Source organism: Streptomyces sp. NPDC019531, from assembly GCF_044903305.1.
GTDB lineage: Bacteria > Actinomycetota > Actinomycetes > Streptomycetales > Streptomycetaceae > Streptomyces.
Genome location: NZ_JBJDQL010000001.1, coordinates 229,997 through 252,441 on the forward strand (window position 1 = coordinate 229,997; position 22,445 = coordinate 252,441).

The window sequence follows — 22,445 nt, forward strand, 5'->3', positions numbered from 1 at the left end:
GCGGTTCAGGCCCCGCCGGTCCCCGGCACCGGGAACGCGCCCGTCGCCCTGCGCGTGATCTCGCCGTACACCTCGGGATCCGTCGTGTACTCGCCGAGCGCGACCGTCTTGCGACTGCCGTGGTAGTCGCTGGACCCGGTGGTCAGCAGCCCCAGTTCCCCTGCCAGCCCGCGCAGTCGTTCCCGTGTGTCGGCGTCGTGGTCCATGTGGTCGACCTCGATGCCGTCGAGCCCGGCGGCGGCCATCTCGGCGATCGCGGACTCCGGGACCGTGTGGCCGCGCTTGCTGGCGCCCGGGTGCGCGAACACGGTGACCCCGCCGGCCGCCTTGACCAGCCGGATCGCCTCGAAGGGATCGGTCTCGTGCTTCTCCACGTGGGCCCGTCCCCCGTCGGCCAGCCAGTCGAGCGTGAAGGCGTCGTTCACGGTCGGCACGACGCCGAGCTCGACGAGCGCGGTGGCGACGTGCGGCCGCCCGACGGAACCGTCCCCGGCGATCCGCATCACCTGCTCCCAGGTGACCGGCACGCCCAGCCCCTGGAGCTTGGCGACCATCGCGCGCGCCCGGGGCACCCGGTCGTCCCGCACCAGCTCCCGCTCGGCGAGCAGCTCGGGCTCCTCCGGGTCGAAGAGGTAGGCCAGCATGTGCATGGACACCCCGTCGATCCGACAGGATAGCTCGGCCCCGGTGACGAGGGTCAGCCCCGCGGGCAGCGCGGCCAGTGCCTCGCCGTACCCACGGGTCGTGTCGTGATCGGTGAGCGCGACGACGTCCAGCCCGGCAGCAGCGGCATTGCGCACCAGCTCGGCAGGCGTGTCGGTCCCGTCGGAAGCCGTGGAGTGACAGTGCAGATCAATACGCACGACGAAGAACTCCACGGGGCCGAGTACAGAAAAGGACACCCAAGAGTAACCCCCAAGGGGTGCGGGGCCGTGCTCGATCTGCGGCTACCGCCGCGCGGGCGCGACCAGCCACAACAAGCCCGCAGCCGCCGGGTGACAGAAGCCCCCACCCCGATAGGCGCTACGGCTTCAGCAAGCGCGGCGACAACGCCCCGCAGGGAACCAGCTCCACCTCGGCCCCCGCATCCCGCAGATCCGTCAGCACCAGCTCGTCGTACATCAGCAGCCCGGACTGCTCGGGCCACACCACGGCCCACAACCACAGCCCCAGCGCCTCCCCCGCGAACACCGCCCGATCGTCCGGCGCCCCGGAGACATGCCACAACGGCGTAGGCCGCCCCGCCGCCAGCACCTTCGCCTGCGGCGGCTTCTCCACGCTCATGTACGGCCCCGGATCCGGCCCGTCGATGCCCGCGTACCGCGCCCCGAGCCCGACCCCGAGCTCCTCGGCCACGAGGATCAGCTCGCCGACACCCCCGAGCGGACCGGGTCCCGTGCAGGCCACCGCCGTAGCGCGACCGCCGCTGCGGTCGTCACCCGCGCAGACCACGCCCGTGAACAGCCAGCCGACCGGCAGCGGCCACGGCATCCACACGGGCACCTGCGTGCGATGCACCACGACATCGAGGGCCTCGACGCTGGGCGGGATCACGGGCTGCAGCGGATGCACGGTCCCGTGCACATCGCACTGCCAGGAATCGGCGAAGAGTCCGGGAGCCCTGACCCGGCCACCACACTTCGGGCAACTGGGTTCGCCCCTCATAGGGCCCCACGGTCCTACCCTCGCTCCGCCACGTCAAGGACGATCACCCGTCCGGGCGGAACCACTCCCCACAAGGAACTAGATGTAGCTTGCATTAGTTAGCTGATCTAACTTACTGTGTGCATATACCAACTATCTCCGATGGAGGAACGACCATGGACCCCTTCGATGCGGGAGCCGGCGGCATCCTGCGCCAGCCGAAGGCCGTGTGGGCAACGGCGGGTGCGTCCGTCGTCGCCTTCATGGGCATCGGACTCGTGGACCCGATCCTGCCGTCGATCGCCGAGGGTCTGGACGCGACGGCGAGCCAGGTCTCCCTCCTGTTCACCTCGTACTTCCTGATCACCGCGATCGCGATGCTGGTCACCGGCTTCGTCTCCAGCCGCATCGGCGGCAAGAAGACGCTGCTGCTCGGCCTCGCCCTCGTCGTGGTCTTCGCGGGGCTCGCGGGCACCTCGGGCTCGGTCGGGGAACTCGTCGGCTTCCGGGCCGGCTGGGGCCTCGGCAACGCCCTGTTCGTGTCCACCGCCCTCGCCGTCATCGTCGGCGCGGCGGCGGGCGGCAGCGCGGCGGCGATCCTGCTGTACGAGTCCGCCCTCGGTCTCGGCATGGCGTGCGGCCCGCTCCTGGGCGCGCTGCTCGGCGACGCCAGCTGGCGCTACCCGTTCCTCGGTACGGCCTTCCTGATGGCCGTCGGCTTCCTGTGCATCACGGTGTTCCTGAAGGAGCAACCGAGGCCGGTCCGGAAGACGTCCCTGCTGGACCCGATCAAGGCGCTCGGTCACGGCGGCCTGGCCTCGGCGGCGGCCTCGTCCTTCTTCTACAACTACACGTTCTTCACCGTGCTGGCCTTCACCCCGTTCGTGCTGGACATGACGCCGTACGAGTCGGGCGCCGTGTTCTTCGCCTGGGGCGTCCTGCTCGCCGTCTTCTCGGTGTTCGCGGCGCCACGCCTGCAGGAGCGGTTCGGTTCGCTGAAGGTGCTCGGCGGCTCGCTGGTGCTGCTCGCGGCCGACGTGCTCGTCCTCGGCTACGGCGGCCACACCGCGGCCATCGGCTGCACGGTCCTGTCCGGTGCCTTCATCGGCGTGAACAACACGGTGTACACGGAGCTGGCGCTCGGCGTCTCGGACGCCCCGCGGCCCGTGGCGAGCGCCGGCTACAACTTCGTGCGCTGGTTCGCGGCCGCGGCGGCGCCCTTCTTCGCGCCGAAGATCGAGGAGTGGAGCAACATCCACATCCCGTTCGTGGTGGCGGCGGTGACCGCGGTGCTGGGCGCGCTCGTGGTCGTCGTACGGCGGAAGTCGCTCACCCACGAGGCCGAGGAGCTGACGCCGAAGCACGCCATGGAGGACAGTGTCGCCGTGTTTGCCAACTGACGCTTTTCGGCCACCGGTTGGTGAGCTTCCTCACGCCGGGGTCACTCCAGCGGGACGGACTTCCGGGATGGATCCCTCAGGTCCGTCCCGTTCGTCAGCCAGCGCTCCTGGAGGGCCTGGGCGCCGTGGACGCGCTTCCAGGCCGCCTCGTTCGGCGTCATGGGGAGCAGGGGCAGGAAGCACACCGGGTCGAGGGGCTCGTCGAGCTCCAGGTCCTCGATCAGTCCGCCCGGCTCGGCGACCAGGACCGAGGTGAACGGGGCGCCGGGCCACAGGGGTTCACCTACGTCGAGCGAGGCGCCCGGAGCCACGATCACGCCCTCGACCTGCGGGGACGCGGCGAGCACGGCGAGCGGGCGGAGCACCTTGTCGGTGTCGGCGAGCCCTCCCCGTACGGAGATGACCAGTTCGGCGCGGGGGCCCGTGACCGGGTCGGCGAGCATGGCGGTGGGGTCGCTCATCGGTTGGGCGGACATGCCGAGGCTGGCGTAGCGGACGATGTCGCCCTCGGTGAAACGGAGCACCTCGATACGGTCCGTGCCCAGGAAAGTGACCGCCGCGCGCGCGTCCGGCTCGCCCAGCGCGCTGCGCAACCGGGCCTCGACCAGAGGAAGAACATCAGCCATGCGGCGAGCATAGAACTCGTCAGTACCGGGCAAAGCAGCGCCTTGACACTTCGGCCTGCTGATACTCTGGCCCGGTCGTCGTGGCAGCACGCAGAAGCGTCGCGCATCGAGTCCCGACGCCAGTGAGACTCCCTTACGGGAATGGATCGTCCCTTACGAGGGACCGGCCGGAGGAGGTGGGGCTGTCATGGATCGAAGTCGACCTGGTAGTACCACTCGTTCTTCCGGCCGCTGATGCAGCTCTGTGACTTTCGGCAACCGCCGCCTTTCACGTTCGCGTCTTCGTGCGGAAGAGCACTCCGTTCGTTTTGCCTGATCTGTCTGATCTGAAGCAGTAGCTGCAGCAGTACCTGAATCAGTAACGAAGTTCGCCAACCGCGATGGTGCGGTGCTCCCCGCTTTGCGGACGTGCCAAACACACGATTTTCCGGACGTCCCCATTCCGGGTAGTTCCACCCGTCGCCGGCGCCCTTTGTTGCCCGTCACGAAGGAGCCTGCCATGTCGATGATCCGTGACCTGCGTGCCGCCGTACGCCCGTCGCGTCCCTCGCTGCGCAAGGACACCGGCGCGTACGACGCGACGCGCGACCCCTCCACCCCCTCCGCGGTCGTCGACTGCGCCGTCTACCGCGACGGCCGCCGCGTGGAGACCGACCAGCAGCTGAGCCCGCACGAGGCGATGCGCCAGGTGCGCCGCGACGGCGGGTTCGTGTGGATCGGGCTGCACGAGCCGAGCGAGGCCGAATTCTCCGGTATCGCGGGCGAGTTCGGGCTGCACCCGCTCGCCGTCGAGGACGCCGTCCAGGCCCACCAGCGGCCCAAGCTGGAGCGCTACGACGACTCCCTGTTCACCGTCTTCAAGACCATCCACTACGTCGAGCACGACGAACTCACCGCCAACAGCGAGATCGTCGAGACCGGCGAGGTCATGTGCTTCACCGGCCGGGACTTCTTCATCACCGTCCGGCACGGCGGCCAGGGTTCGCTCAGGGCGCTGCGCCACCGGCTCCAGGACGACCCCGAACTGCTCGCCAGGGGCCCCTCGGCGGTGCTGCACTCCATCGCGGACCATGTGGTCGATGGCTATGTCGCGGTCGCCGACGCGGTGCAGGACGACATCGACGAGGTGGAGACCGAGGTGTTCACCCCGGGACGCGGCGGCAAGGTCTCGCGCGGTGTCGACTCGGCCCGGATCTACCAGCTCAAGCGTGAGGTGCTGGAGTTCAAGCGGGCCGTCGCCCCGCTGCTGCGACCCATGCAGCTGCTCAGCGAGCGGCCGATGCGGCTCGTCGACCCCGACATCCAGAAGTACTTCCGGGACGTCGCCGACCACCTCGCCCGCGTCCAGGAGCAGGTCCTCGGCTTCGACGAACTGCTCAACTCGATCCTCCAGGCCAACCTCGCGCAGGCGTCCGTCGCGCAGAACGAGGACATGCGGAAGATCACGTCCTGGGCCGCGATCATCGCCGTACCGACGATGGTGTGCGGTGTCTACGGCATGAACTTCGACTACATGCCCGAGACCCACTGGAAGCTCGGCTACCCCGTGATCATGGCGATCACCGGTGTCATCTGCCTCGGCATCCACCGCACGCTCAAGCGCAACGGCTGGCTCTAGAGTGGGCCCCATGACCAGCGAGCTGCTCGACCGGGCCCTTGTGGAAGAGGCCACCAAGAAGTCCGGCCTCATCTGGGTCAAGGGGTCGGACGGCCCGGCCCGCGCGCTGTGGCACGTGTGGCACGAGGGCGCGGTGTGCCTGGTCGGCGACGGGCCCGGGGAGCAGCCGCTGCCGGGGCTGACCGACGGTGGCCCGGCCGAGGTGACCGTCCGCAGCAAGGACAAGGGCGGCCGGCTGGTCTCCTGGGCGGCGAAGGTCGTGGAGCTCGCGCCCGGCTCCGAGGCGTGGGAGGCGGCTGTCGCCGAGCTCAAGGGGAAGCGGCTGAACGCCCCCGACGGCGAGGCCATGACGGACCGCTGGTCCCGCGAGTGCCGGGTGCTGCGCCTGGAGCCGACGGGGGTCACGGCCGCGCTGCCCGACGGCGACCTGGCCGAACCGCCGCTGCCGACCCCGGCGACCACGCGTGAGCCGATTCCCGCCGGGCTTCACCGGCTGCTCCTGAAGCGCCGCAAACGCGGCTAGGACGTCGGCAGCTGCTTGCCGTAGTCCACCGTCTCGTCCTTCTTCGGTTCGGTCAGGGTGAAGTTCTTGCCCCAGGCCGAGAAGGTCAGCGTGCCCGCACCGCCCGCCCGCGCCAGGCGCAGCGGGTACGGCTGCCCCTCCAGGGAGACGTCCAGCGTGCCGCCGTCGCCCTCGTCACCGGTGATGCGGATCGTGCGGGTACCCGCCTGCTCGTGATGTCCGTCGGTACCCAGCGTGCCGTGCAGGGTCAGCAGCCCGTCGAGGAGAACGTCCTTGTCCGTGAAACCACTGAACTTCTTGTACGCCGGGTCGCCCGACGGCACCTTCACGAACTTGCCGTCGAGCTTGTCGGCGGCCGCGTCCGAGTCCGAACCGTCGCCCTTGCCGTCCGCCTGGGTCCAGAAGCCCGCGTCGGCCTTCAGATACAGCTCCTCGCCGATCCTCAGCAGCTGGAAGGTGGCCCCCTCCGCGGTGACCGATCCGGAGCCGCCGTCGGAGTTCAGGCGCATGTCGAGTCTGTACGTACGTCCGCTGGTCACCACGTTCCCCGACAGGCGCAGCGCGTCGGCGGACTCGGCGGCCGCCCGCGTCGTGGACTGGATCCGCTCCGCGGACAGCTTGCCGACCCCGTTGGTGCCCGCGTCGGGGTCCTCGCTGCAGCCCGTCAGCCCCGTTCCCGTCACGACCAGGGCGCACATCGCGCTCACCACTACGGTCCTGCGGGTACGGCCCTGGGGAATCGCAGTCACAGGTGGGGCTGCCTTTCTGACGAGGGTCCTTCAGCGGCGTACGGCAGCGTACCGGGGCCCGGGACCCCGGGCGGAGCCAGTGCGTCCGGACCGCTCACCAGGGCGTATCCGATCGGTACGGGCTAGCCTTAAGCCCTCCCGAGCGGGCAATCCGGACAACGAACGACGAACGAAACACCCCGTACGCAAAGGAAGCACAGCCATGGCAGCGGGAGCCCCCCGGATCTTCGTCTCGCACCTCGCCGGCGTCGCCGTGTTCGATCCCAACGGCGACCAGGTGGGCCGCGTGCGCGATCTGGTCGTCGTACTGCGCGTGGGGCGCAGGCCGCCCCGGGTGCTCGGCCTGGTCGTCGAACTGTCCACCCGGCGCCGCATCTTCCTGCCCATGACCCGGGTGACGAGCATCGAGTCGGGCCAGGTCATCACCACCGGCGTGCTCAACGTCCGCCGCTTCGAGCAACGGCCCACCGAGCGCCTCGTCTTCGGCGAGCTGTTGGACCGCAGGGTCACGCTCGTGGAGACGGGCGAGCAGGTCACTGTGCTGGACGTGGCGGTGCAGCAGCTGCCGGCCCGCCGGGACTGGGAGATCCATCGCGTCTTCGTCCGCAAGGGCGGCAAGGGCGGGGCGTTCCGGCGCAAGGGCGAGGCGCTGACCGTCCAGTGGACGGCGGTCACCGGCTTCACGCTGGAGGAGCACGGACAGGGCGCCGAGAGCCTCCTGGCGACCTTCGAGCAGCTGCGCGCGGCCGACCTCGCCAACGTCCTGCACCATCTCTCCCCCAAGCGGCGCGCGGAGGTCGCGGCCGCCCTCGACGACGACCGCCTGGCCGACGTCCTGGAAGAGCTCCCCGAGGACGACCAGATCGAGATCCTCGGCAAACTGAAGGAGGAGCGGGCCGCCGACGTCCTGGAGGCCATGGACCCGGATGACGCGGCCGACCTGCTCTCCGAGCTCCCCACGGAGGAGCAGGAGCGGCTGCTGAGCCTGATGCAGCCCGGCGACGCGGCCGACATGCGGCGCCTGATGGCCTACGAGGAACATACGGCGGGCGGCCTCATGACCACCGAGCCGATCGTCCTACGGCCGGACGCGACCGTCGCCGACGCGCTCGCCCGCGTCCGCAACGCCGACCTCTCCCCGGCCCTCGCCGCCCAGGTCTACGTGTGCCGCGCGCCCGACGAAACGCCGACCGGCAAGTACCTCGGCACGGTCCACTTCCAACGACTGCTGCGCGACCCGCCGTACACCCTGGTCAGCTCGCTCGTCGACGACGACCTCCAGGCCCTGGACCCGGACGCGACGCTGCCGGTCGTCGCCGGGTTCTTCGCGACGTACGACATGGTCGCGGCGCCCGTGGTCAACGAGGCGGGATCGCTGGTCGGCGCGGTGACCGTGGACGACGTACTGGACCACATGCTGCCGGAGGACTGGCGGGAGACGGAGTTCGACGCGGAGGGGGTGGCCCACCATGACGCCTGAGCGCGAGACCCCGACCCGCGAGCGCACCCCTTCCGGCGCCACGGCGACCACCCGCACCCGCGCCCGCCTCGACCAGCCACGCCCCCCGCGCCGCCGACTCCTGCCCGAGTGGGACCCGGAAGCGTTCGGGCGGCTGTCGGAGCGGATCGCACGCTTCCTCGGCACCGGGCGGTTCATCGTCTGGATGACGGTCGTCATCATCGCGTGGGTGCTGTGGAACATCTTCGCGCCCGGCGATCTGCGCTTCGACAACTACCCGTTCATCTTCCTGACGCTGATGCTGTCCCTGCAGGCCTCCTACGCCGCCCCGCTGATCCTGCTCGCGCAGAACCGGCAGGATGACCGGGACCGGGTCAACCTCGAACAGGACCGCAAGCAGAACGAGCGGTCGATCGCGGACACCGAGTACCTGACCCGGGAGATCGCCGCGCTGCGGATCGGACTCGGGGAGGTCGCGACCCGGGACTGGATCCGCTCGGAGCTCCAGGACCTGATGAAGGAGCTGGAGGCACGGAAGCACCACGACGGGCATGTCGTATTCCCGGCAGAACGGCCGCACGGGCGTGACGTAGACGACCACTGACGGGGGTGCGGGGGTTGCCCGTGGCCGCCGTACCATCGTCTGTATGGCTAGCGAAGACGCGGTGCGCGAGGCACTGGCGACGGTGAACGACCCCGAGATCAACCGCCCCATCACCGAGCTCGGGATGGTCAAGTCGGTCGAGATCGGCGCGGACGGGGCGGTCGCGGTCACCGTGTACCTGACGGTCTCCGGCTGCCCGATGCGCGAGACGATCACGCAGCGGGTGACGGACGCGGTCGCGGCCGTCGAGGGCGTCACCCGCGTCGACGTCACGCTCGACGTGATGAGCGACGAGCAGCGCAAGGAGCTGGCGACCGCGCTGCGCGGCGGCCAGACCGAGCGCGAGGTCCCCTTCGCGAAGCCGGGCTCGCTCACGCGCGTGTACGCGGTCGCGTCCGGCAAGGGCGGTGTCGGCAAGTCCTCGGTGACGGTGAACCTGGCGGCGGCGATGGCGGCCGACGGCCTCAAGGTGGGCGTGGTCGACGCCGACATCTACGGCCACTCGGTGCCGCGCATGCTGGGCGCCGACGGCCGCCCGACCCAGGTCGAGAACATGATCATGCCGCCGTCGGCGAACGGCGTGAAGGTCATCTCGATCGGTATGTTCACCCCGGGCAACGCCCCGGTGGTGTGGCGCGGCCCGATGCTGCACAGGGCGTTGCAGCAGTTCCTGGCGGACGTGTACTGGGGCGACCTGGACGTCCTGCTGCTCGACCTTCCCCCCGGCACGGGCGACATCGCGATCTCGGTGGCCCAGCTGGTCCCGAACGCGGAGATCCTGGTCGTGACGACCCCGCAGCAGGCGGCAGCAGAGGTCGCCGAGCGCGCGGGCTCGATCGCCGTCCAGACCCACCAGAAGATCGTCGGCGTGGTGGAGAACATGTCGGGCCTCCCGTGCCCGCACTGCGGCGAGATGGTCGACGTCTTCGGCACGGGCGGCGGTCAGTCGGTGGCTGACGGCCTGACCCGCACAACGGGAGCGACGGTCCCGGTCCTGGGGTCCATCCCGATCGACGTCCGCCTGCGCGAGGGCGGCGACGAGGGCAAGCCGGTCGTCCTGACGGACCCGGACTCCCCGGCGGGGGCTGCGCTGCGGGGGATCGCGGGGAAGCTGGGGGGACGGCAGCGGGGGCTTTCGGGGTTGTCGTTGGGGATCACACCGAAGAACAAGTTCTGAGGAGCAACTCGTCTCCCCGAACACCCGAGAAGCCCTGCCGCAAAAATTCCAGCGGCAGGGCTTCTTGCGATCCCGAGGAAGGCTTCGATCAAGGCGCGTGAGTGACTACCACGACTTGTCACCCGTCAGAACGATCACTACCTCGTCAGGCTCGTCAGTGCCGTCTCCGTAGACATCGACTCGGTTCTCTACATTCGGTACAGGAATCAGCAACCGCACTGATTCATTTGGATCCGAGATTTCGAGAGATGCGTCAGGGAGAGTCAGATCACCCGAGTACACCCTGACTTTTCCCCTCGGCTGGCAAGGCCCCTGCACGCAGCGGACTGTCGCCGGACCGGTGGCAGCTTGCTGGACTGAAATAAACAGGGAGTCCGCACCACCGTGAACTACGTCTACCGCCGAGTCCCAGTCCACATGCGTGTCAGTGCTCCCGGGCGCGGCAGCGACCACGAGACCGTGCGCAAATCTCGTCGTACATGAAGCGAAAAGCATGTTCGAATCCACCTACTGACCTGGTTTCCACACTGGGAAGTCATAGTAATCCTTGAGTAGCGATCGCACGATCCCCCCCTGCTGTTTGGAACATGCCTTACAGTGCGGATACAGGGTCCATGGCCCGTTGGGGGCGAGCTTATTCGGCGGATTATGGTCACCTGTCCAGTGACCGTCCTTATACCCTGACTTGGTCGCTCCACAGGAGGCACATCCATTTCGGTCACCGAACTCGTTCACCATACGCTGCTCGTGAGCCAGCACCGTGTCGCCGCGTTCAGCCGTTACTCCCTCTGCTTTCTGACCCTTAATTGCAGGACCAAGAGTCACATTGCAGAGCGTATTTTCGTTCACATTGTGAACAAGGACCGGAGTTTTACCCGCCAGCACATAGTAGGTGTGCAGTTCACCGACAGTCAGATTGTGAACCGCTGCAGTAAGAGCAGTCCAGCGCTTCACGGCTGCGATCTGGACGCGGGTCCCCGAGCCGGTCGTCAGCCATTCGCCCGCCTGAAGGTCGGTGGCGTTGACCCACTCCCCCAACTCCGGCACCCAGAAGGGGTGCTGGTCGGTGGCAGTCACCGAAGCGGTCTTCTTGCCCTGTTTGCCGTCCACGTCGACGGTGACCTTGACGAGGTGTTTGAGGCCTACGCCCTTGATCTCGGCCGTGACCTTTTCCGGCTTGGTTTCGCCGGATTCCGGGTCCGTGGCCAGGACCTCGTCGCCGATTTTCACGTCCTTGATGGCTTTGGCCGTACCGTCCGCCATCAACACTCTGGTGTCAGGAGTGAAACTGTTGGAAGCCTTCTTGCACTCAGTTGCGAGTTTTGAGAGCCGACTCGCTTCCTTCCGGCTCTTCCGCCAGCCGTTGAACGTGTCCAGAAGGTCCTCGCCCAGGCCCATGATCCGCTTGCCCAGAGCCGCAGCCTTTTTCCACCGAAACGCGTACTTCGTGGCCAGCTTCGCCAGCGGCCCACCGCCCAGGAAGGAGGACACCACATTGAGTACCGTGTTGCCGCAGGCCCCCAGGTTGCCCGTCGTGAAGCAGTCCAGCGCGTCGGTGATGCCCAGTTCGTCGGCGATGATCTTGCCGAGTTCCTTGGCGATCGCGATCGCCTTCTGCTTGGCGGAATCCTCCGCGTCACGGGCGATGTCGGCCTTGGCGTCGGCCTCGGTGTAGGTACTGCCGGAGCTGGTGTCCGCCTTGCCGTCGTGGTCGGTGTCGAGCGCGCCCGAATGCTTCTTCGGACCTCCGCCGCACTCGTTCCAGCCACCGATGCAGTCGGCCAGACGCAGGCCCGAGGCGTCGCTGTTGGAGACCGGGCTGTTGTTGGCGTAGGCGTAGCCGTTGATCTGCTGGGGGTCGGTGTAGTCGATGATCGGGTCGGCGGAGATGAAGCGGCCGGTGTCGGAGTCGTAGTCGCGGGCGCCCAGAGTCGTCAGGCCCGTGGATTCCTGGACCGTGCCGCCCACGAAGCCCTTGTCGTTGACCCAGCCCGAAGCAGACGACGTCGACTCGTCTCGCGCGTTGCCGAAGGCGTCCATGCGGCGACGGGTCGTGGAACCCGTCTTCGCGTCGACCGCAAGTTCCGCCGTGCCCTGGTGGTCGGAGGCGAGGAAGTGGACGCCGTCCGCCTCCCGCATCGCGACCGTTGTGCCGGCGAAGGTGTAGTACCGGGTGGCCGTGACCTTGGCGGTGGACTTGTCGTAGTGGAGTTCCGTACCGGGGAGGTAGAACGTCTTCTCGGTCGGGGTGTCCCGGAGGATTCGGGAGCCCTGCGCGTCGTACTTGTACGTCGTCACCGACGCGTCCGCGTTCGTGACCTGCGTCAACTCGCCCTGCTTGTCCCAGACCAGCGACTGGGTGTCGCCGTCCAGGACTCGGGTGGTGGTGTTGCCCGAGGCGTCGTACGTGTAGGTGTCCTGGGACGTCACCTGCGGGGTCGTGCTCGTCGCCGCCGTCTCCTGTGTCACCGACGACACCGTGTGCGGGCCCGATCCCGTCTCGCCGTACTTGTAGGTGCGGCTGGAGGTGGCCGTGCCGTTCAGTCCGTGCCGGACCTCGCTCATGCGGTTGCCGAGGGTGTCGTAGCCGTAGTCGGTCCAGTACGGGGACACGCCCCCGACCGTCGACGAGGACGCTCCCGAGGAGCAGGACGCGTCCGTGCCACCCGTGCCCTTCGCGTCGTTCGACGCCACCGACGACGTCCATGCCGAGGACACCCGGCCCAGACCGTCGTACGCGAAGCACTGCACGTCACTCGTGCCGCCCGACGGCGTGTCCGCGATCGAGAGGATGTCGCCGGCGGCGTCGTAGGTGTAGTCGGCGTCGTAGGCGACGGCCGGCGCTCCCTCGACGCGTACCGACGAGTTGGTCAGACGGTCCGTGCCCGCCTCGTAGTAGTTGTTGATCCAGGTCTTCTTCGCCGTCGACTCGCCTGTGTACAGCTCCAGCGTTTCCAGGTTGGAGGTCGGGGAGTACGACGCGTCCGTGACATAACTCAGGCCGCCGAGCGAGGTGTTGAGGCCCACCGGGCGCTGGAGTTCGTCGTAGACGTTCGCCACCGACTCGCCGGACAGGTCGGCAACAGCCGGAAGGCCCTGGCTCTGGACCGTGCCGTCGTCGTTGTACTGAGCGGTGAACTCGTACGTCCCGCCCAACTGCGGCTCGGCCGTCTTGGACAGGTAGTACTTGGTCGACAGGGGCTGGTAGTCGTTGTTGACGTCGAGGGTCGGGTAGGTCACCGACGAGTAGACCGCGCCGTCCTTGTAGGTGTAGACGCCGTACAGCTCGCCCTTGTAGACCGAGTCGTACTTGGACACCGACAGCCTGGTGCCGGTCGTCGCCTCGCCCTGCCAGGTGGAGGCCACGCGGCCCAACTCGTCGTAGACCGTGGATGTCTTGTTGCCATTGACCGTGACCGACGTCTGGCGGTCCAGTACGTCGTACGTGAACGAGGACGCACCCGTGTCGGGGTCCGCGGCAGTCAGCTTCCGGCCCAACTGGTCATAGGTGTAGGACCAGTTGTTGCCCTTGTCGTCCGTCACCCTGGTGAGCCGGTCGGCCGCGTCGTAGCCGTAGGACGTGGTGACCGCGGCGCCGTCCGTCGGGTACTGGATCTGGGTGGTCGTGCGATCCCGAGCGTCCTTCACCACCGTCGTCTTGACGCCGCCCTGGGGCGGGGTGGTCGTGACACGGTCGCCGCCGTATGCGTACGTCGTGCGGTACTTCTCCGTGCCCTGGACCTTGAAGATCGACGCCGTGGTGCGGCCGGCGCCGTCGTACGACGTCACCGTCTGGGCGTCCAGGTCCGCGTCCACCGGGTCGAACAGCTTCGAGACCGGGGCGCCGGAGGTGAAATAGGTGTCGTTGACCTGGACCAGGCGGCCCGAGCCGTCGTAGAGGGTGTCGGCGACCATGCGGCCGCCCTCGCCCTCGGTCTGGTCCTGACGGGGCCTCAACCAGCCGTCGTACAGCGACCATTCACTGCCATACGTCGTCCCGTCGTTCTCGATCTTCTGGGTGTGGACGGCGGTCGGGTCGTCGGCGCCGCGGACCAGGTACTCGTACTTGATGGACGGGGTGAAGTCGTTCGCCTTGGGGCGGTCCGGCAGCCACACCGAGACCAGGCGGCCGAGACCGTCGTAGGCGAGGTCGCTGCGCAGACCGTTCTGGTCGACCTTGGCCGTCGGCTGGCCCCAGGCGGGGGCGTACTCCGTGGACGTCGTCCAGCCGTCGACGTTGGTGACCGTCGACTTGGTGGCCAGACCGTAGGTGTCCGTGTAGGCCGTGGAGGACGTGTACTTCGTCGACGACGCCGCCGTCTCCGCGTCCTTCACTACCAGCGGACGGCCGTAGTCGTCGTACGTGGTCGTGGCCGTCGTCTGGTACGTGGCCGTGGTGCCGTTGTGTGACTGCAGACGCTTGGTCGTCGTCGGGTCGCCCTTGGTCGGGGCCGCACCCAGGGTGGTCGAACCGTCGTAGTAGGTCAGGTCGTCGGAGATGACGTCCTTGGTGCGGTTCGGGGTCGAGGCGCAGTCGACGCCCACCTTCTCCACGCGCGAGACGAGCGAGTAGATGTGCGCGCTCGCGCTGTCCGCGTACTCGGTGCGGGTGCACTGGTTGTCGGCGACGCCGACCTCGCCGTCGTCGTCGACCGTCACCGCACGGCCGGTCGAATCGTCGTACGTGGTGGTCGACTTGAGGTGCCGCCAGCCGCCCGTCGCGAGTGCCGTGTACGTGTCCGTCGAACCGGTCGCGACATAGCGGGCCTGGTACGTGGCCCAGTCCCGGACCTCGGTCGCGGTCACCGCGGTCCACGGCACTGTCACCGACTTCTCGGTCACGGCGCCGCCGTTGTAGGTGATCGTCTCCAGCTCCTGGCCGGCCTTCCAGTCGGAGTCGTCGTAGGAGCCGCCGGTGGAGTCGGTGACCTTGACCGAGCGGCTGTCACCGTCCTTGTCGACATCGCCGTCGAGACCGCGGAAGTAGATGTGCTCGGTCTTGGTGTTGGACGCGGAGTTGGTGCCCGCCGAGGTGACGACCTGGACCTTGCCGTAACCGCGCCAGTCGCCCCAGGTGCGGTACTCGGACTTGGTGATCCCGTCGGCCGGAGTCTTCCGCCAGCCCGCGTCGCCGACATAGGTGTACGAGGTGACCTGGTCGGCGTTGTCGCCGACCAGGTCGGTCTGGACGACGGATTCGACGACGTACTTGTGGAACCAGTCGGTGATCGGGTCGGTGACGCCCGGCGGGTTCCACTTGACCGGGAAGCAGCGCTTGACGGAGGAGTCCTCTGCCGGGACGTTGCTCGTCGTGCACTGGTTGCCGGCGTAGTTGACGCTGAGCGCGCCGCCGCTCTCGTTGAGGACGCCCGACAGCCGGTACCGGTAGAAGGGCAGGAGGTTGTCGCCGGACTCGTCGACGCGGTTGGGGAGTTGGGTGCCGTACAGCTCGACGGACGGGACCGAGGCGTCGGTGCCGACCTTGCCGGTGTGGCCGATCTTGTTCAGCCACAGGGACTTCGAGGCATCGCCGTTGTCAGTGAAGATGTGGGTGAGGCTCCACACGTCGACGGGGGTGTACGTCGAGTCCCCCGTGCGGATCTGCGTCGTGACCTTGGTGAGCTTCTTGCGGGTCCAGAAGGTCGGTGAGTTCTGCCCGGGACACTTTGTGTCCGCCTTGCAGTTCTGGTCCCAGGGGACGTCCGGCCAGTCCGCGGCCGTGGCGTCGGTGAGGGCGCTCGCAGAGCAGTCCGTCAGGGAGCCCACGCAGCGCTCGGCGGTGGTGAAGACGACCTGGGCGGCGGGCTTGGTGGAGTACACCTGCTTGTCGCGCTGACCGTAGTCGATGCGCTTGAGGTACCCGCCGCGGATGTAGGCCTTGCCGTTCTCCGTGGTCTTCAGGCCCTGCGTGTAGTAGTTGGTCTCCGTGCCGTAGAAGTACGACATGGCGTTGCCGTGCGGGTCCACGACGTAGTCGAGGTTCCAGCGCCAGGCCTGGGTGCAATAGGCGTCGGCGAAGGTGGCGTTGTAGCAGGGCTCGCCGTCGTCGTCGCCGTAGACGGGGACGGCCCAGGTGGAGCCGGTCTCCTCGTTGCCGCTCGCGTACCCGGTCAGCCGATTGAGGCCGAAGTAGTACTGGGTGCCGTCAGCGGTGGTGATCTTCCAGTACTCGCCGTTGTCGTCACCGTTGGTGGTGCCGGTCAGGTGCTCGACCTTGGAGTTGTCGTCGGAGCTGATCCGCCACTCGCCGCTCTTGTCCTTGACGAGCCGCCCGGAACTGCCGCCGGTCAGCGAGATCGTGGCGTTGTCGAACGCCCAGCACTCGTCGCCGTTGGCGTCGTCGTGGCCGTCGTCGGCGCAGGGCTTGTAGCTGCGCTCGATGTAGCCGGGTTCGTAGGAGAAGCCCTGGCCGATCCACGAGCCCTGGTTGTTGGTGGTCGCCGTCTGGCCGTCGATGGACTGGGAGTTGTAGCTCAGGCCGACGGTCGGCTGGAGACCGCCAGGGACCGGCGGGGTGGTCATCGGGTACGACCAGGTGAAGGCGCCGGAGCTGGTGTCGACACCCCACTGCGAGGACTGCGCCAGGCTGGTCGCCTTGTAGGAGCCGCCGTCGCCACCGCTGTCGGCGGTGGCCGCCACGACGGTGGCCGAGGCGTCGGCGGAGTCGGCTTCGAGGAGCTGGGTGGAGGGGCCGGAGGTGTCACCGGCCGCCTGCACGGTCGCGGTCAGCGTCTGCCGCGCTTCGTCGTTCGACGTCTTCAGATACGTCGGTGTCGAGCAGGCCTTCTTCTCCGGCGTGGTCAGGACACAGGACGGATAGGTGGCCAGCCGCAGCCGGGAGCTGTAGGAACCGCCGAAGGCGTCGGCGAAGTCCGCATAGTCCAGGGTGACTTGGGCCGGTCCGGCGGCTTCGCTGCCGTCGGTGCGGGCGACGGTGAACAACACGCCGTCCACGCCCGCCGCCTCGGTGGCCTTACGGCCGAGCACTTCGAGGCGGACGGAGTCGGCGCCCTTGGTGCCACCGGCCGCCTTCGCGGTGAGGGGTAGCCCCTTGGCCTCGGCCGCCTTGCCGGTGAGTTCGACCTCGGCACTGCCTGCCCCCGGCCAGTGCGCCTTCTCCGTCTTCTTGACGGCGGCCTTCTCGGCCTGGTCGGTCTTCTTGAAGGTGTCGGGGGTGGCGTTCTTGCCGCGCACCGGGTCGTCGAGATCCGTCTGCGACTTGGGTCGGGTCAGGCCGCTGTCGGCGGTGGCCGTGGGGGCGTACTGCGGAAGCAGGCCTATGGACAGCGCAAGGCCGAGGACCATCGCGGCCCGTCTGCGACCGCTTCGCCAGGCCGGTCTCGCGGACCGGGACCAGGGAGGCGAGGACATCAACTCTCCTAGTTTGTAGGGGGGATAAGGCATGTCTGGGCAGGCCGAGGTGGGCGGGCGGCACCGATGCCGCCCGCCCACACACGGGATGGGTTATGCCGAGGTCTCCTCGATGCTGGAGCCGCCCGGCAGACCGGCCACGAGCGAGACCAGTGAGGCGTCCAACGGCCCCTGGTACATCCGCACCTCGTCCACGGCACCGGAGAAGTACTCGCTCGCCGTCGTCCCGGTCAGCGCACGGCCGACCTGGAGGTTCGTGGTGCTGAAGTCCCAGGAGTTGTCCCAGGAGACGTCCACCGCGGCGACGCCGTTGACGTAGAGGAGTACGTCACCGAAGACCGCGTTGTAGACCAGCGCGAGGTGGTCGCCGCTGCCCGTGGAGCTGGGGGCGTCGCCCTTGTCGAGTTCCGTGGTGGTCACCGGAGCGGCCGAGTCGCCGTCGGTCACCACCAGCTGCCAACGGGTGTCGGCCACCGAGTACCTGACCTTGATGGCGGTGCCGTTGGCGCCGGACAGCGAGAGCACCGTCTGGTCCTTGGTGGGATTCGCCGCGGCGATCCTGGCGCGGGCTGTGAGAGTGAAGCTGTCCTGGGCGGTGAGCGGTCCTGCGGCCGCGCGGGTGGCGTACCCGGAGAGCCCGTCAAGGGCCAGGTGTCCGTCGCCGTTCAGCGGCGGGGCGGGCGGGTTGTCCGCGCACTCGGGGTCGGCCTCGGGATCGCAGGAGTCGTCCGGGATCGTGTAGATCGAGGCGCCTGTGCCGAGGGTCAGCCCGGTGCCGCCGTCGGTCTCTGGGGAGACGCCTCCGGTGACGGAGTCCAGCTGCCAGTAGGCGAGTTGGTGCGGCTGGATACCGCCGAGCTCCTGGCCCTCTGCGGGCGGGACGACGCGGTCGTGGAGCTTGACGTCGGCCACGCTGCCCTTGAGGGGGGCCGTGTAGCCGTCGAGGTCCAGTCTGCGACCGATCTGCACGCCGCCGGAGGAGCTCCAGACGGTGTGCCGGGCCTGGACGTCGTCGGCGACGAGGACGCCGTTGACGTACAGCATCAGCTTGCCGAGCTCGTCGTCGTACACACCGATGAGGTGCGTCCAGCTGTCGGCTACGGCGGTGGCGCCGGACACCTTCCAGCTGCCGAGGGACTCCATGTCACTGACAGGGATACGGAAGGTCCAGGAGGCGCTGTCCACGTCGTAGCCGAGTTCGAAGCCGGGCTTGGCGGTGCCGTCCTGGCTCACCACGGTCATGTTCTCGGTGGGGATCGCGGGCAGCTTCACCCAGGCGCTCACCGAGAAGGTGGAGCCGGTGTCGACGGCGGGCTCGCCCGCGTCCAGGTAGGCGTTGTCGGTGCCGTCGAAGGTGGCCGCGGTGTCGGTGGAACCGAGCGGGCCCTTGTCTCCGAAGGTCACTCCGGAACCGGCCGTGGCATCAGGGGTGGCGCCACTGCCCGCCGCCTTGGTGGAGCCCTTGGCGTCACCGAGGGTCCAGGCGGCGACGGGCGCGCGGCCGTCGCTGACCTGGAAGACGTGGACGGTCGGGGTCTTCTGCGCGTTGCCGGCACCGTCCACAGACGTCACGTGCAGGGTGTACGGCCCCTCACTCGGCGGCATCCAGCGAATGGTCGCCGGTCCGCCGGCGGACGCGGCCGTCACCGTTTTCTGGGCGCTGTCGGCGTTCGGGCCGGTGAAGTAGTAGCGGTACTGCGTCACATCGGCGGCCGGCGAGTCCATGGTGAAGTTCCCGTAGTCGCCGACGCCCGCGTGCCAGGCGTCGTCGTCCGGGTACTCGGCCGAGGTGATCACGGCCGACTCAGGCTTGGTGGTGTCGTAGATGAACTCGCAGCGGGTCTGGTCGCCCTCGGTCGACCAGGCGCCGTACGACTGCTGGTCGTAGCCGCGGACCGCCCAGCCGACGGTGACACCCGACGGGATGCTGAAACCGGCCTCGCCGTCACCCGAGATGTCGTCACCGATCGTGTAGAAGAAGGTGGCCACGCCGGTCTGGTCGCTCCAACTGGAGTCCACCGTGGTCTTCTTGGCAGTCGTCGCGTAATGCGTGACCGTCGTACTGCCGGAGGTCCACCAGACCATGAACTGGGCTTGCAGGGTCTCGGAGTTGGCGCCGGTGTCGCCGTGGTCGTAGTCCCTGATCACGGCCGAGACGCGCGGCGCCTTGGTGACGTAGTGCTCGGTCGGGTTGCCGTACTCGCAGCTTCCGCCGGGCTTCATGTTGAGGTCGGACTGGACCGGCTCAAGGGGCGGACGGTTGTACTTCACCGAGAGAAAGGCGTTGCCGCAGAATCGCTTCCAGTACGAGGTGTCCGACTCGCTGCCGGCCTTCAGGCGGAACGTGGTGGTGTCCCAGCCCTTGTCGGCCGCGGTCTGCACCGTACTGGTCGCGTCGAAGACGGCGTTCTGGTTGGTGGAGGTGCACGAACCGGCGTTGGCCGTGGGCGATTTGGTGTCGACGGTCGCCTTGGAGCCCGGCTGGTTGGCCCAGGTCGTCTTGGAATTGATCGCGCTGGCACCGGTGCTGTTCACCCGGGCCAACTGCACCTCACGAGCGGACGAGCTGTAGGTGAAGACAAGTGTGACCGCGAACTCGGCGCTGATGATGTCCTTGCCCTCGAAGGACCCGGTGGGCAGGGCGAAGAACTGGCGCTTGACGTCGGTGGAGCTGGCGCAGCGGACCGAGACGTCGGAGGGGCAGCGGCCCACGCCCTCGTCGTCGTCGAACTTCCAGTAGGAGTTGGAGGACCAGTACGAGGACACCATCGTCCAGCTTGTACGGCTGGCGGTCTTGACGACCGGGTCGATGTAGACCGGGTAGACGGTGTCCTTGTCGGTGAGCAGGCCGCGGTCGGGGGTGAGCGTGACGGTGTCCTCGGAGACGTCGAGGCCGACGTCGGCGACCTGGGCGCCGTCGGGCGGGGTGACGGACTCGGTGTCACCGGATGTGGTGTCGCCGGAGGCTGTCTCCGTGCCGTCCGTCGAGTCGCCGTCCTGCGCGGAGTCCCACATCAGCGGCTGCGGTGCCTCGAAGACGGCTCCGCCCGCGCCGGGGTCGGTGGCGGTGAGGCCGCCGTCCGCGTCCTCGGTGAGGTCGACGGAGTCGGTGTCGACGGGGAGTTGGAGTTCGGCCAGCTCCGGACTGGCGGCCGCTTCCGCGCTCTTCACGACCAGGATGTGCGAGAAGCCCTCGGCACTGGCGGTGACCTTGAGGTCGACGCCGTCCAGGACGTCGGCGTAGGTCGCGGTCGAACCGTCGATCTTCGGTTTGGGCAGCTTCGTCGGCCAGTCGAGGGAGAGGCCGTGGCCGTCCTTTTCGATCTGGGCGAAGGTCGTGTCACCGCCGCCGGAGAAGGACATCGCGGTGGCGGCGGCCTTCGGCGCGAGAGTCCCGTTCTTCTGCTTGACCAGTGTGGTGTCGATGTCCGTCCATTTGCCGTCCTTGCGGGTGCGGACGGGCTGGACGTACTGCTTGGTGGTGAAGGTGCCGTCGGGGTTGGCGACGGTGGTGCTGCGTTCGTCGCGCAGGGTCTGGATCTCGACCGCCTTGCCGGACTTCTTCGCCTTGGCCTGGGCAGCGGACGGGGAGAGGGACGTGTTGCCGTCCGCGGACGGGGTCTGCTCGGCGGCGGGGGCGGGGAGGATGCTGAGGCCCGGGGTGAGCAGGGCCGCGATGGTGGCGGCGGCGACGAGTGGGCGTCTCTTGCGGATCTTCATGGTGCCGGGTCTCGTTCTCCTCGGCGCCGTGTTCATCGCATCGTCCCGAAGGCCGCGCCCGCGTCGGGCAGTCCGCCCGAGCCGGGCTGGTAGGTGGTGGTGCCGGTGCTCGTGGCGCCGTCGACGTCCGTCCAAGGCATGACGTAGAGAACGCCCTTCGTGGTGCCCGACGCCTTGCTGTAGGGGACGCCCACGTAGAGATTGGCGCTACCGGCCGTGAGCGCCATCCCCGTGTAGTCCCGGGCCGTCGCCGTACCGGGCAGCCCGGAGCCACGGGTGAGGAGTTTGTCGGCCGCGCCGATGGCCGAGTCGAGCGGCCGGAAGACGTGGACAGCACCCGCGTCCTTGGCCGCCGCCGTGTCCTTGCCGGGTTCACCGACGGCCAAGCGGACAGTGGCCGCTGGTCACGACCGTGGTGTCGGTGTTGCTGATCGCCACGCGCTGACCCATGGCATCACCGGCGACCGGGTCGCCCTCGACATCCGGCGTGGTGGCGTCCATCGCCGCGACCTGGGTGAAGGCGCCGGACGGTTGGACTCGTACGACAGAGACACCACCGGCGTCCGCCACTGTGCCGACATCCTCGCCGGGCATCCCGATGGCGAGCAGCACATCGGAGTTGTACGTCTGATCACTCGGCCGGTAACCGGTCATGGAGATCGAGGTGCCGAAACCGTCGCCTGCTTCCGGCGCACCGGCGATCCCGGTGCTGTCCTGGTCGAGCCCCAAGATTGGTGTGGGCATGCCACTGGAGAGAGTGTGGTTGAAGACCGCGACGCCTCCGGCGAACTCCGCGTCACCGACCGCCTCTCCCGGGCTCCCGACCGCGAAATACCGGTTGGTTCCCGCGAGTGAGTAGCCGAAGCGGTCGTTGGCCTCGACCACGCCCGGCACCCCGGGATCGTTCTCACTGAGGGGCTTCTTGGTGCCGCCCTGCACGTACTCAATGCAGCCGGCGTCACCGTAGGTCTTGCCGTCCACCGTGACGTTCTCGCCAGGGACGCCGACAATCAGGTAGGGCGAGCCGCTCGCGGTCGCACCCGCCTTGACGGCGAAGCCGAACCAGTCGGAGGCCTCGACCGAGGTGGTGGAGTCGAGCCCCGCCTGGGTGTATCCCTCGATCGTGGAGCCCACCCCGATGCCGGTGGGCGCACCGTGAACGATGTAGATCGCACCGGCGTTGACAACGTTGACGCCGCCCTTCACGACATCCTCGTACGGCGTCCCCACCACCAGGTCGCTGCAGCCGTCGCTGTCGGCGTCGTAGGCGGCGATGGAAACCCCGAAGCCATCACCGGCCTCCGGTGCAGCGGGCATTCCGGTGGTGGCCTGGGAGATCTCCGAGACCCCCTTGCCGCCGCCGTACACCACGCGAACGAGTCCCGCCCTCTTGGCCCCGTTGACTGTGGCGTCCGGGTCCACGATCGCCGTGTCGCCCACACCGTCGCCGTTGAAGTCGCTTGCCGTCCCCGCCGTGCACGTGGCCGCCGCCGCCTGTGGCGATACCAGCGTCACGACCCCGATAGCGGCCAGGAATAAGCCGGCCAACGCGGC

At 68.4% G+C, this 22,445-nt stretch carries 14 protein-coding genes; 6 read left to right on the forward strand and 8 right to left on the reverse strand.

Annotated elements, in window-relative coordinates:
* Positions 1-5: 5 nt before the first annotated feature.
* On the reverse strand, positions 6-863 hold the full coding sequence (locus ACI2L1_RS01135) for a PHP domain-containing protein (RefSeq protein ID WP_404737409.1): 858 nt from the start codon (positions 861-863) through the stop codon (positions 6-8).
* Positions 864-1,023: 160 nt separating this feature from the next.
* Positions 1,024-1,665, reverse strand: a complete 642-nt coding sequence (locus ACI2L1_RS01140; RefSeq protein ID WP_404737203.1) for a DUF6758 family protein — start codon at positions 1,663-1,665, stop codon at positions 1,024-1,026.
* Positions 1,666-1,820: 155 nt separating this feature from the next.
* On the opposite strand from ACI2L1_RS01140, the gene ACI2L1_RS01145 reads away from it, so the two are divergent.
* On the forward strand, positions 1,821-3,044 hold the full coding sequence (locus tag ACI2L1_RS01145) for an MFS transporter (protein WP_404737204.1): 1,224 nt from the start codon (positions 1,821-1,823) through the stop codon (positions 3,042-3,044).
* A gap of 41 nt (positions 3,045-3,085) precedes the next feature.
* Here ACI2L1_RS01145 and ACI2L1_RS01150 read toward each other — a convergent pair whose 3' ends face one another.
* On the reverse strand, positions 3,086-3,670 hold the full coding sequence (locus ACI2L1_RS01150; protein ID WP_404737205.1) for a suppressor of fused domain protein: 585 nt from the start codon (positions 3,668-3,670) through the stop codon (positions 3,086-3,088).
* A 499-nt stretch (positions 3,671-4,169) separates the two neighbouring features.
* Here ACI2L1_RS01150 and ACI2L1_RS01155 point away from each other — a divergent pair, with 499 nt between their 5' ends.
* On the forward strand, positions 4,170-5,288 hold the full coding sequence (locus ACI2L1_RS01155; RefSeq protein WP_266559819.1) for a magnesium and cobalt transport protein CorA: 1,119 nt from the start codon (positions 4,170-4,172) through the stop codon (positions 5,286-5,288).
* A gap of 10 nt (positions 5,289-5,298) precedes the next feature.
* Positions 5,299-5,811: a hypothetical protein gene (locus ACI2L1_RS01160; RefSeq protein WP_404737206.1), complete on the forward strand. Its 513-nt coding sequence runs from the start codon at positions 5,299-5,301 to the stop codon at positions 5,809-5,811.
* On the opposite strand, the gene ACI2L1_RS01165 is transcribed toward ACI2L1_RS01160, so the two are convergent.
* Positions 5,808-6,560 (reverse strand): hypothetical protein, encoded by a 753-nt coding sequence (locus tag ACI2L1_RS01165; protein WP_404737207.1) that lies wholly within the window; start codon positions 6,558-6,560, stop codon positions 5,808-5,810. The genes ACI2L1_RS01160 and ACI2L1_RS01165 overlap by 4 nt on opposite strands.
* Before the next feature lie 202 nt (positions 6,561-6,762).
* Between ACI2L1_RS01165 and ACI2L1_RS01170 the strand changes: the two genes are divergently transcribed.
* The 3 genes from ACI2L1_RS01170 to ACI2L1_RS01180 are packed head-to-tail and all read left to right on the forward strand — an operon-like array spanning position 6,763 to position 9,800.
* Positions 6,763-8,040, forward strand: coding sequence for a magnesium transporter MgtE N-terminal domain-containing protein (locus ACI2L1_RS01170; RefSeq protein ID WP_404737208.1), 1,278 nt, complete (start codon positions 6,763-6,765; stop codon positions 8,038-8,040).
* Entirely contained in the window at positions 8,030-8,623 is a 594-nt protein-coding gene (locus ACI2L1_RS01175) for a DUF1003 domain-containing protein (RefSeq protein ID WP_404737209.1), read from the forward strand. Before ACI2L1_RS01170 ends, ACI2L1_RS01175 begins: the two co-directional genes overlap by 11 nt.
* A gap of 43 nt (positions 8,624-8,666) precedes the next feature.
* A complete protein-coding gene (locus ACI2L1_RS01180; protein ID WP_404737210.1) occupies positions 8,667-9,800 on the forward strand; it encodes an Mrp/NBP35 family ATP-binding protein in 1,134 nt (377 codons plus the stop codon).
* Between the two features lie 507 nt (positions 9,801-10,307).
* On the opposite strand, the gene ACI2L1_RS01185 is transcribed toward ACI2L1_RS01180, so the two are convergent.
* The 4 genes from ACI2L1_RS01185 to ACI2L1_RS01200 all read right to left on the reverse strand — a co-directional run bounded on the left by ACI2L1_RS01185 (position 10,308) and on the right by ACI2L1_RS01200 (position 22,406).
* Positions 10,308-17,171: a polymorphic toxin-type HINT domain-containing protein gene (locus ACI2L1_RS01185; protein ID WP_404737211.1), complete on the reverse strand. Its 6,864-nt coding sequence runs from the start codon at positions 17,169-17,171 to the stop codon at positions 10,308-10,310.
* 93 nt (positions 17,172-17,264) lie between these two features.
* A complete protein-coding gene (locus tag ACI2L1_RS01190; RefSeq protein WP_404737212.1) occupies positions 17,265-20,891 on the reverse strand; it encodes a LamG-like jellyroll fold domain-containing protein in 3,627 nt (1,208 codons plus the stop codon).
* 32 nt (positions 20,892-20,923) lie between these two features.
* A complete protein-coding gene (locus ACI2L1_RS01195) occupies positions 20,924-21,277 on the reverse strand; it encodes a hypothetical protein (protein WP_404737213.1) in 354 nt (117 codons plus the stop codon).
* Positions 21,264-22,406, reverse strand: a complete 1,143-nt coding sequence (locus ACI2L1_RS01200; RefSeq protein ID WP_404737214.1) for a hypothetical protein — start codon at positions 22,404-22,406, stop codon at positions 21,264-21,266. Before ACI2L1_RS01200 ends, ACI2L1_RS01195 begins: the two co-directional genes overlap by 14 nt.
* Positions 22,407-22,445 lie beyond the last annotated feature (39 nt).

Coding starts and splice junctions, on each gene's coding strand:
- ACI2L1_RS01140 (WP_404737203.1), bottom strand. CDS start 1,665: ATGAGGGGCGAACCCAGTTGCCCGAAGTGTGGTGGCCGGGTCAGGGCT.
- ACI2L1_RS01145 (WP_404737204.1), top strand. CDS start 1,821: ATGGACCCCTTCGATGCGGGAGCCGGCGGCATCCTGCGCCAGCCGAAG.
- ACI2L1_RS01150 (WP_404737205.1), bottom strand. CDS start 3,670: ATGGCTGATGTTCTTCCTCTGGTCGAGGCCCGGTTGCGCAGCGCGCTG.
- ACI2L1_RS01155 (WP_266559819.1), top strand. CDS start 4,170: ATGTCGATGATCCGTGACCTGCGTGCCGCCGTACGCCCGTCGCGTCCC.
- ACI2L1_RS01160 (WP_404737206.1), top strand. CDS start 5,299: ATGACCAGCGAGCTGCTCGACCGGGCCCTTGTGGAAGAGGCCACCAAG.
- ACI2L1_RS01170 (WP_404737208.1), top strand. CDS start 6,763: ATGGCAGCGGGAGCCCCCCGGATCTTCGTCTCGCACCTCGCCGGCGTC.
- ACI2L1_RS01175 (WP_404737209.1), top strand. CDS start 8,030: ATGACGCCTGAGCGCGAGACCCCGACCCGCGAGCGCACCCCTTCCGGC.
- ACI2L1_RS01180 (WP_404737210.1), top strand. CDS start 8,667: ATGGCTAGCGAAGACGCGGTGCGCGAGGCACTGGCGACGGTGAACGAC.
- ACI2L1_RS01185 (WP_404737211.1), bottom strand. CDS start 17,171: ATGTCCTCGCCTCCCTGGTCCCGGTCCGCGAGACCGGCCTGGCGAAGC.
- ACI2L1_RS01190 (WP_404737212.1), bottom strand. CDS start 20,891: ATGAAGATCCGCAAGAGACGCCCACTCGTCGCCGCCGCCACCATCGCG.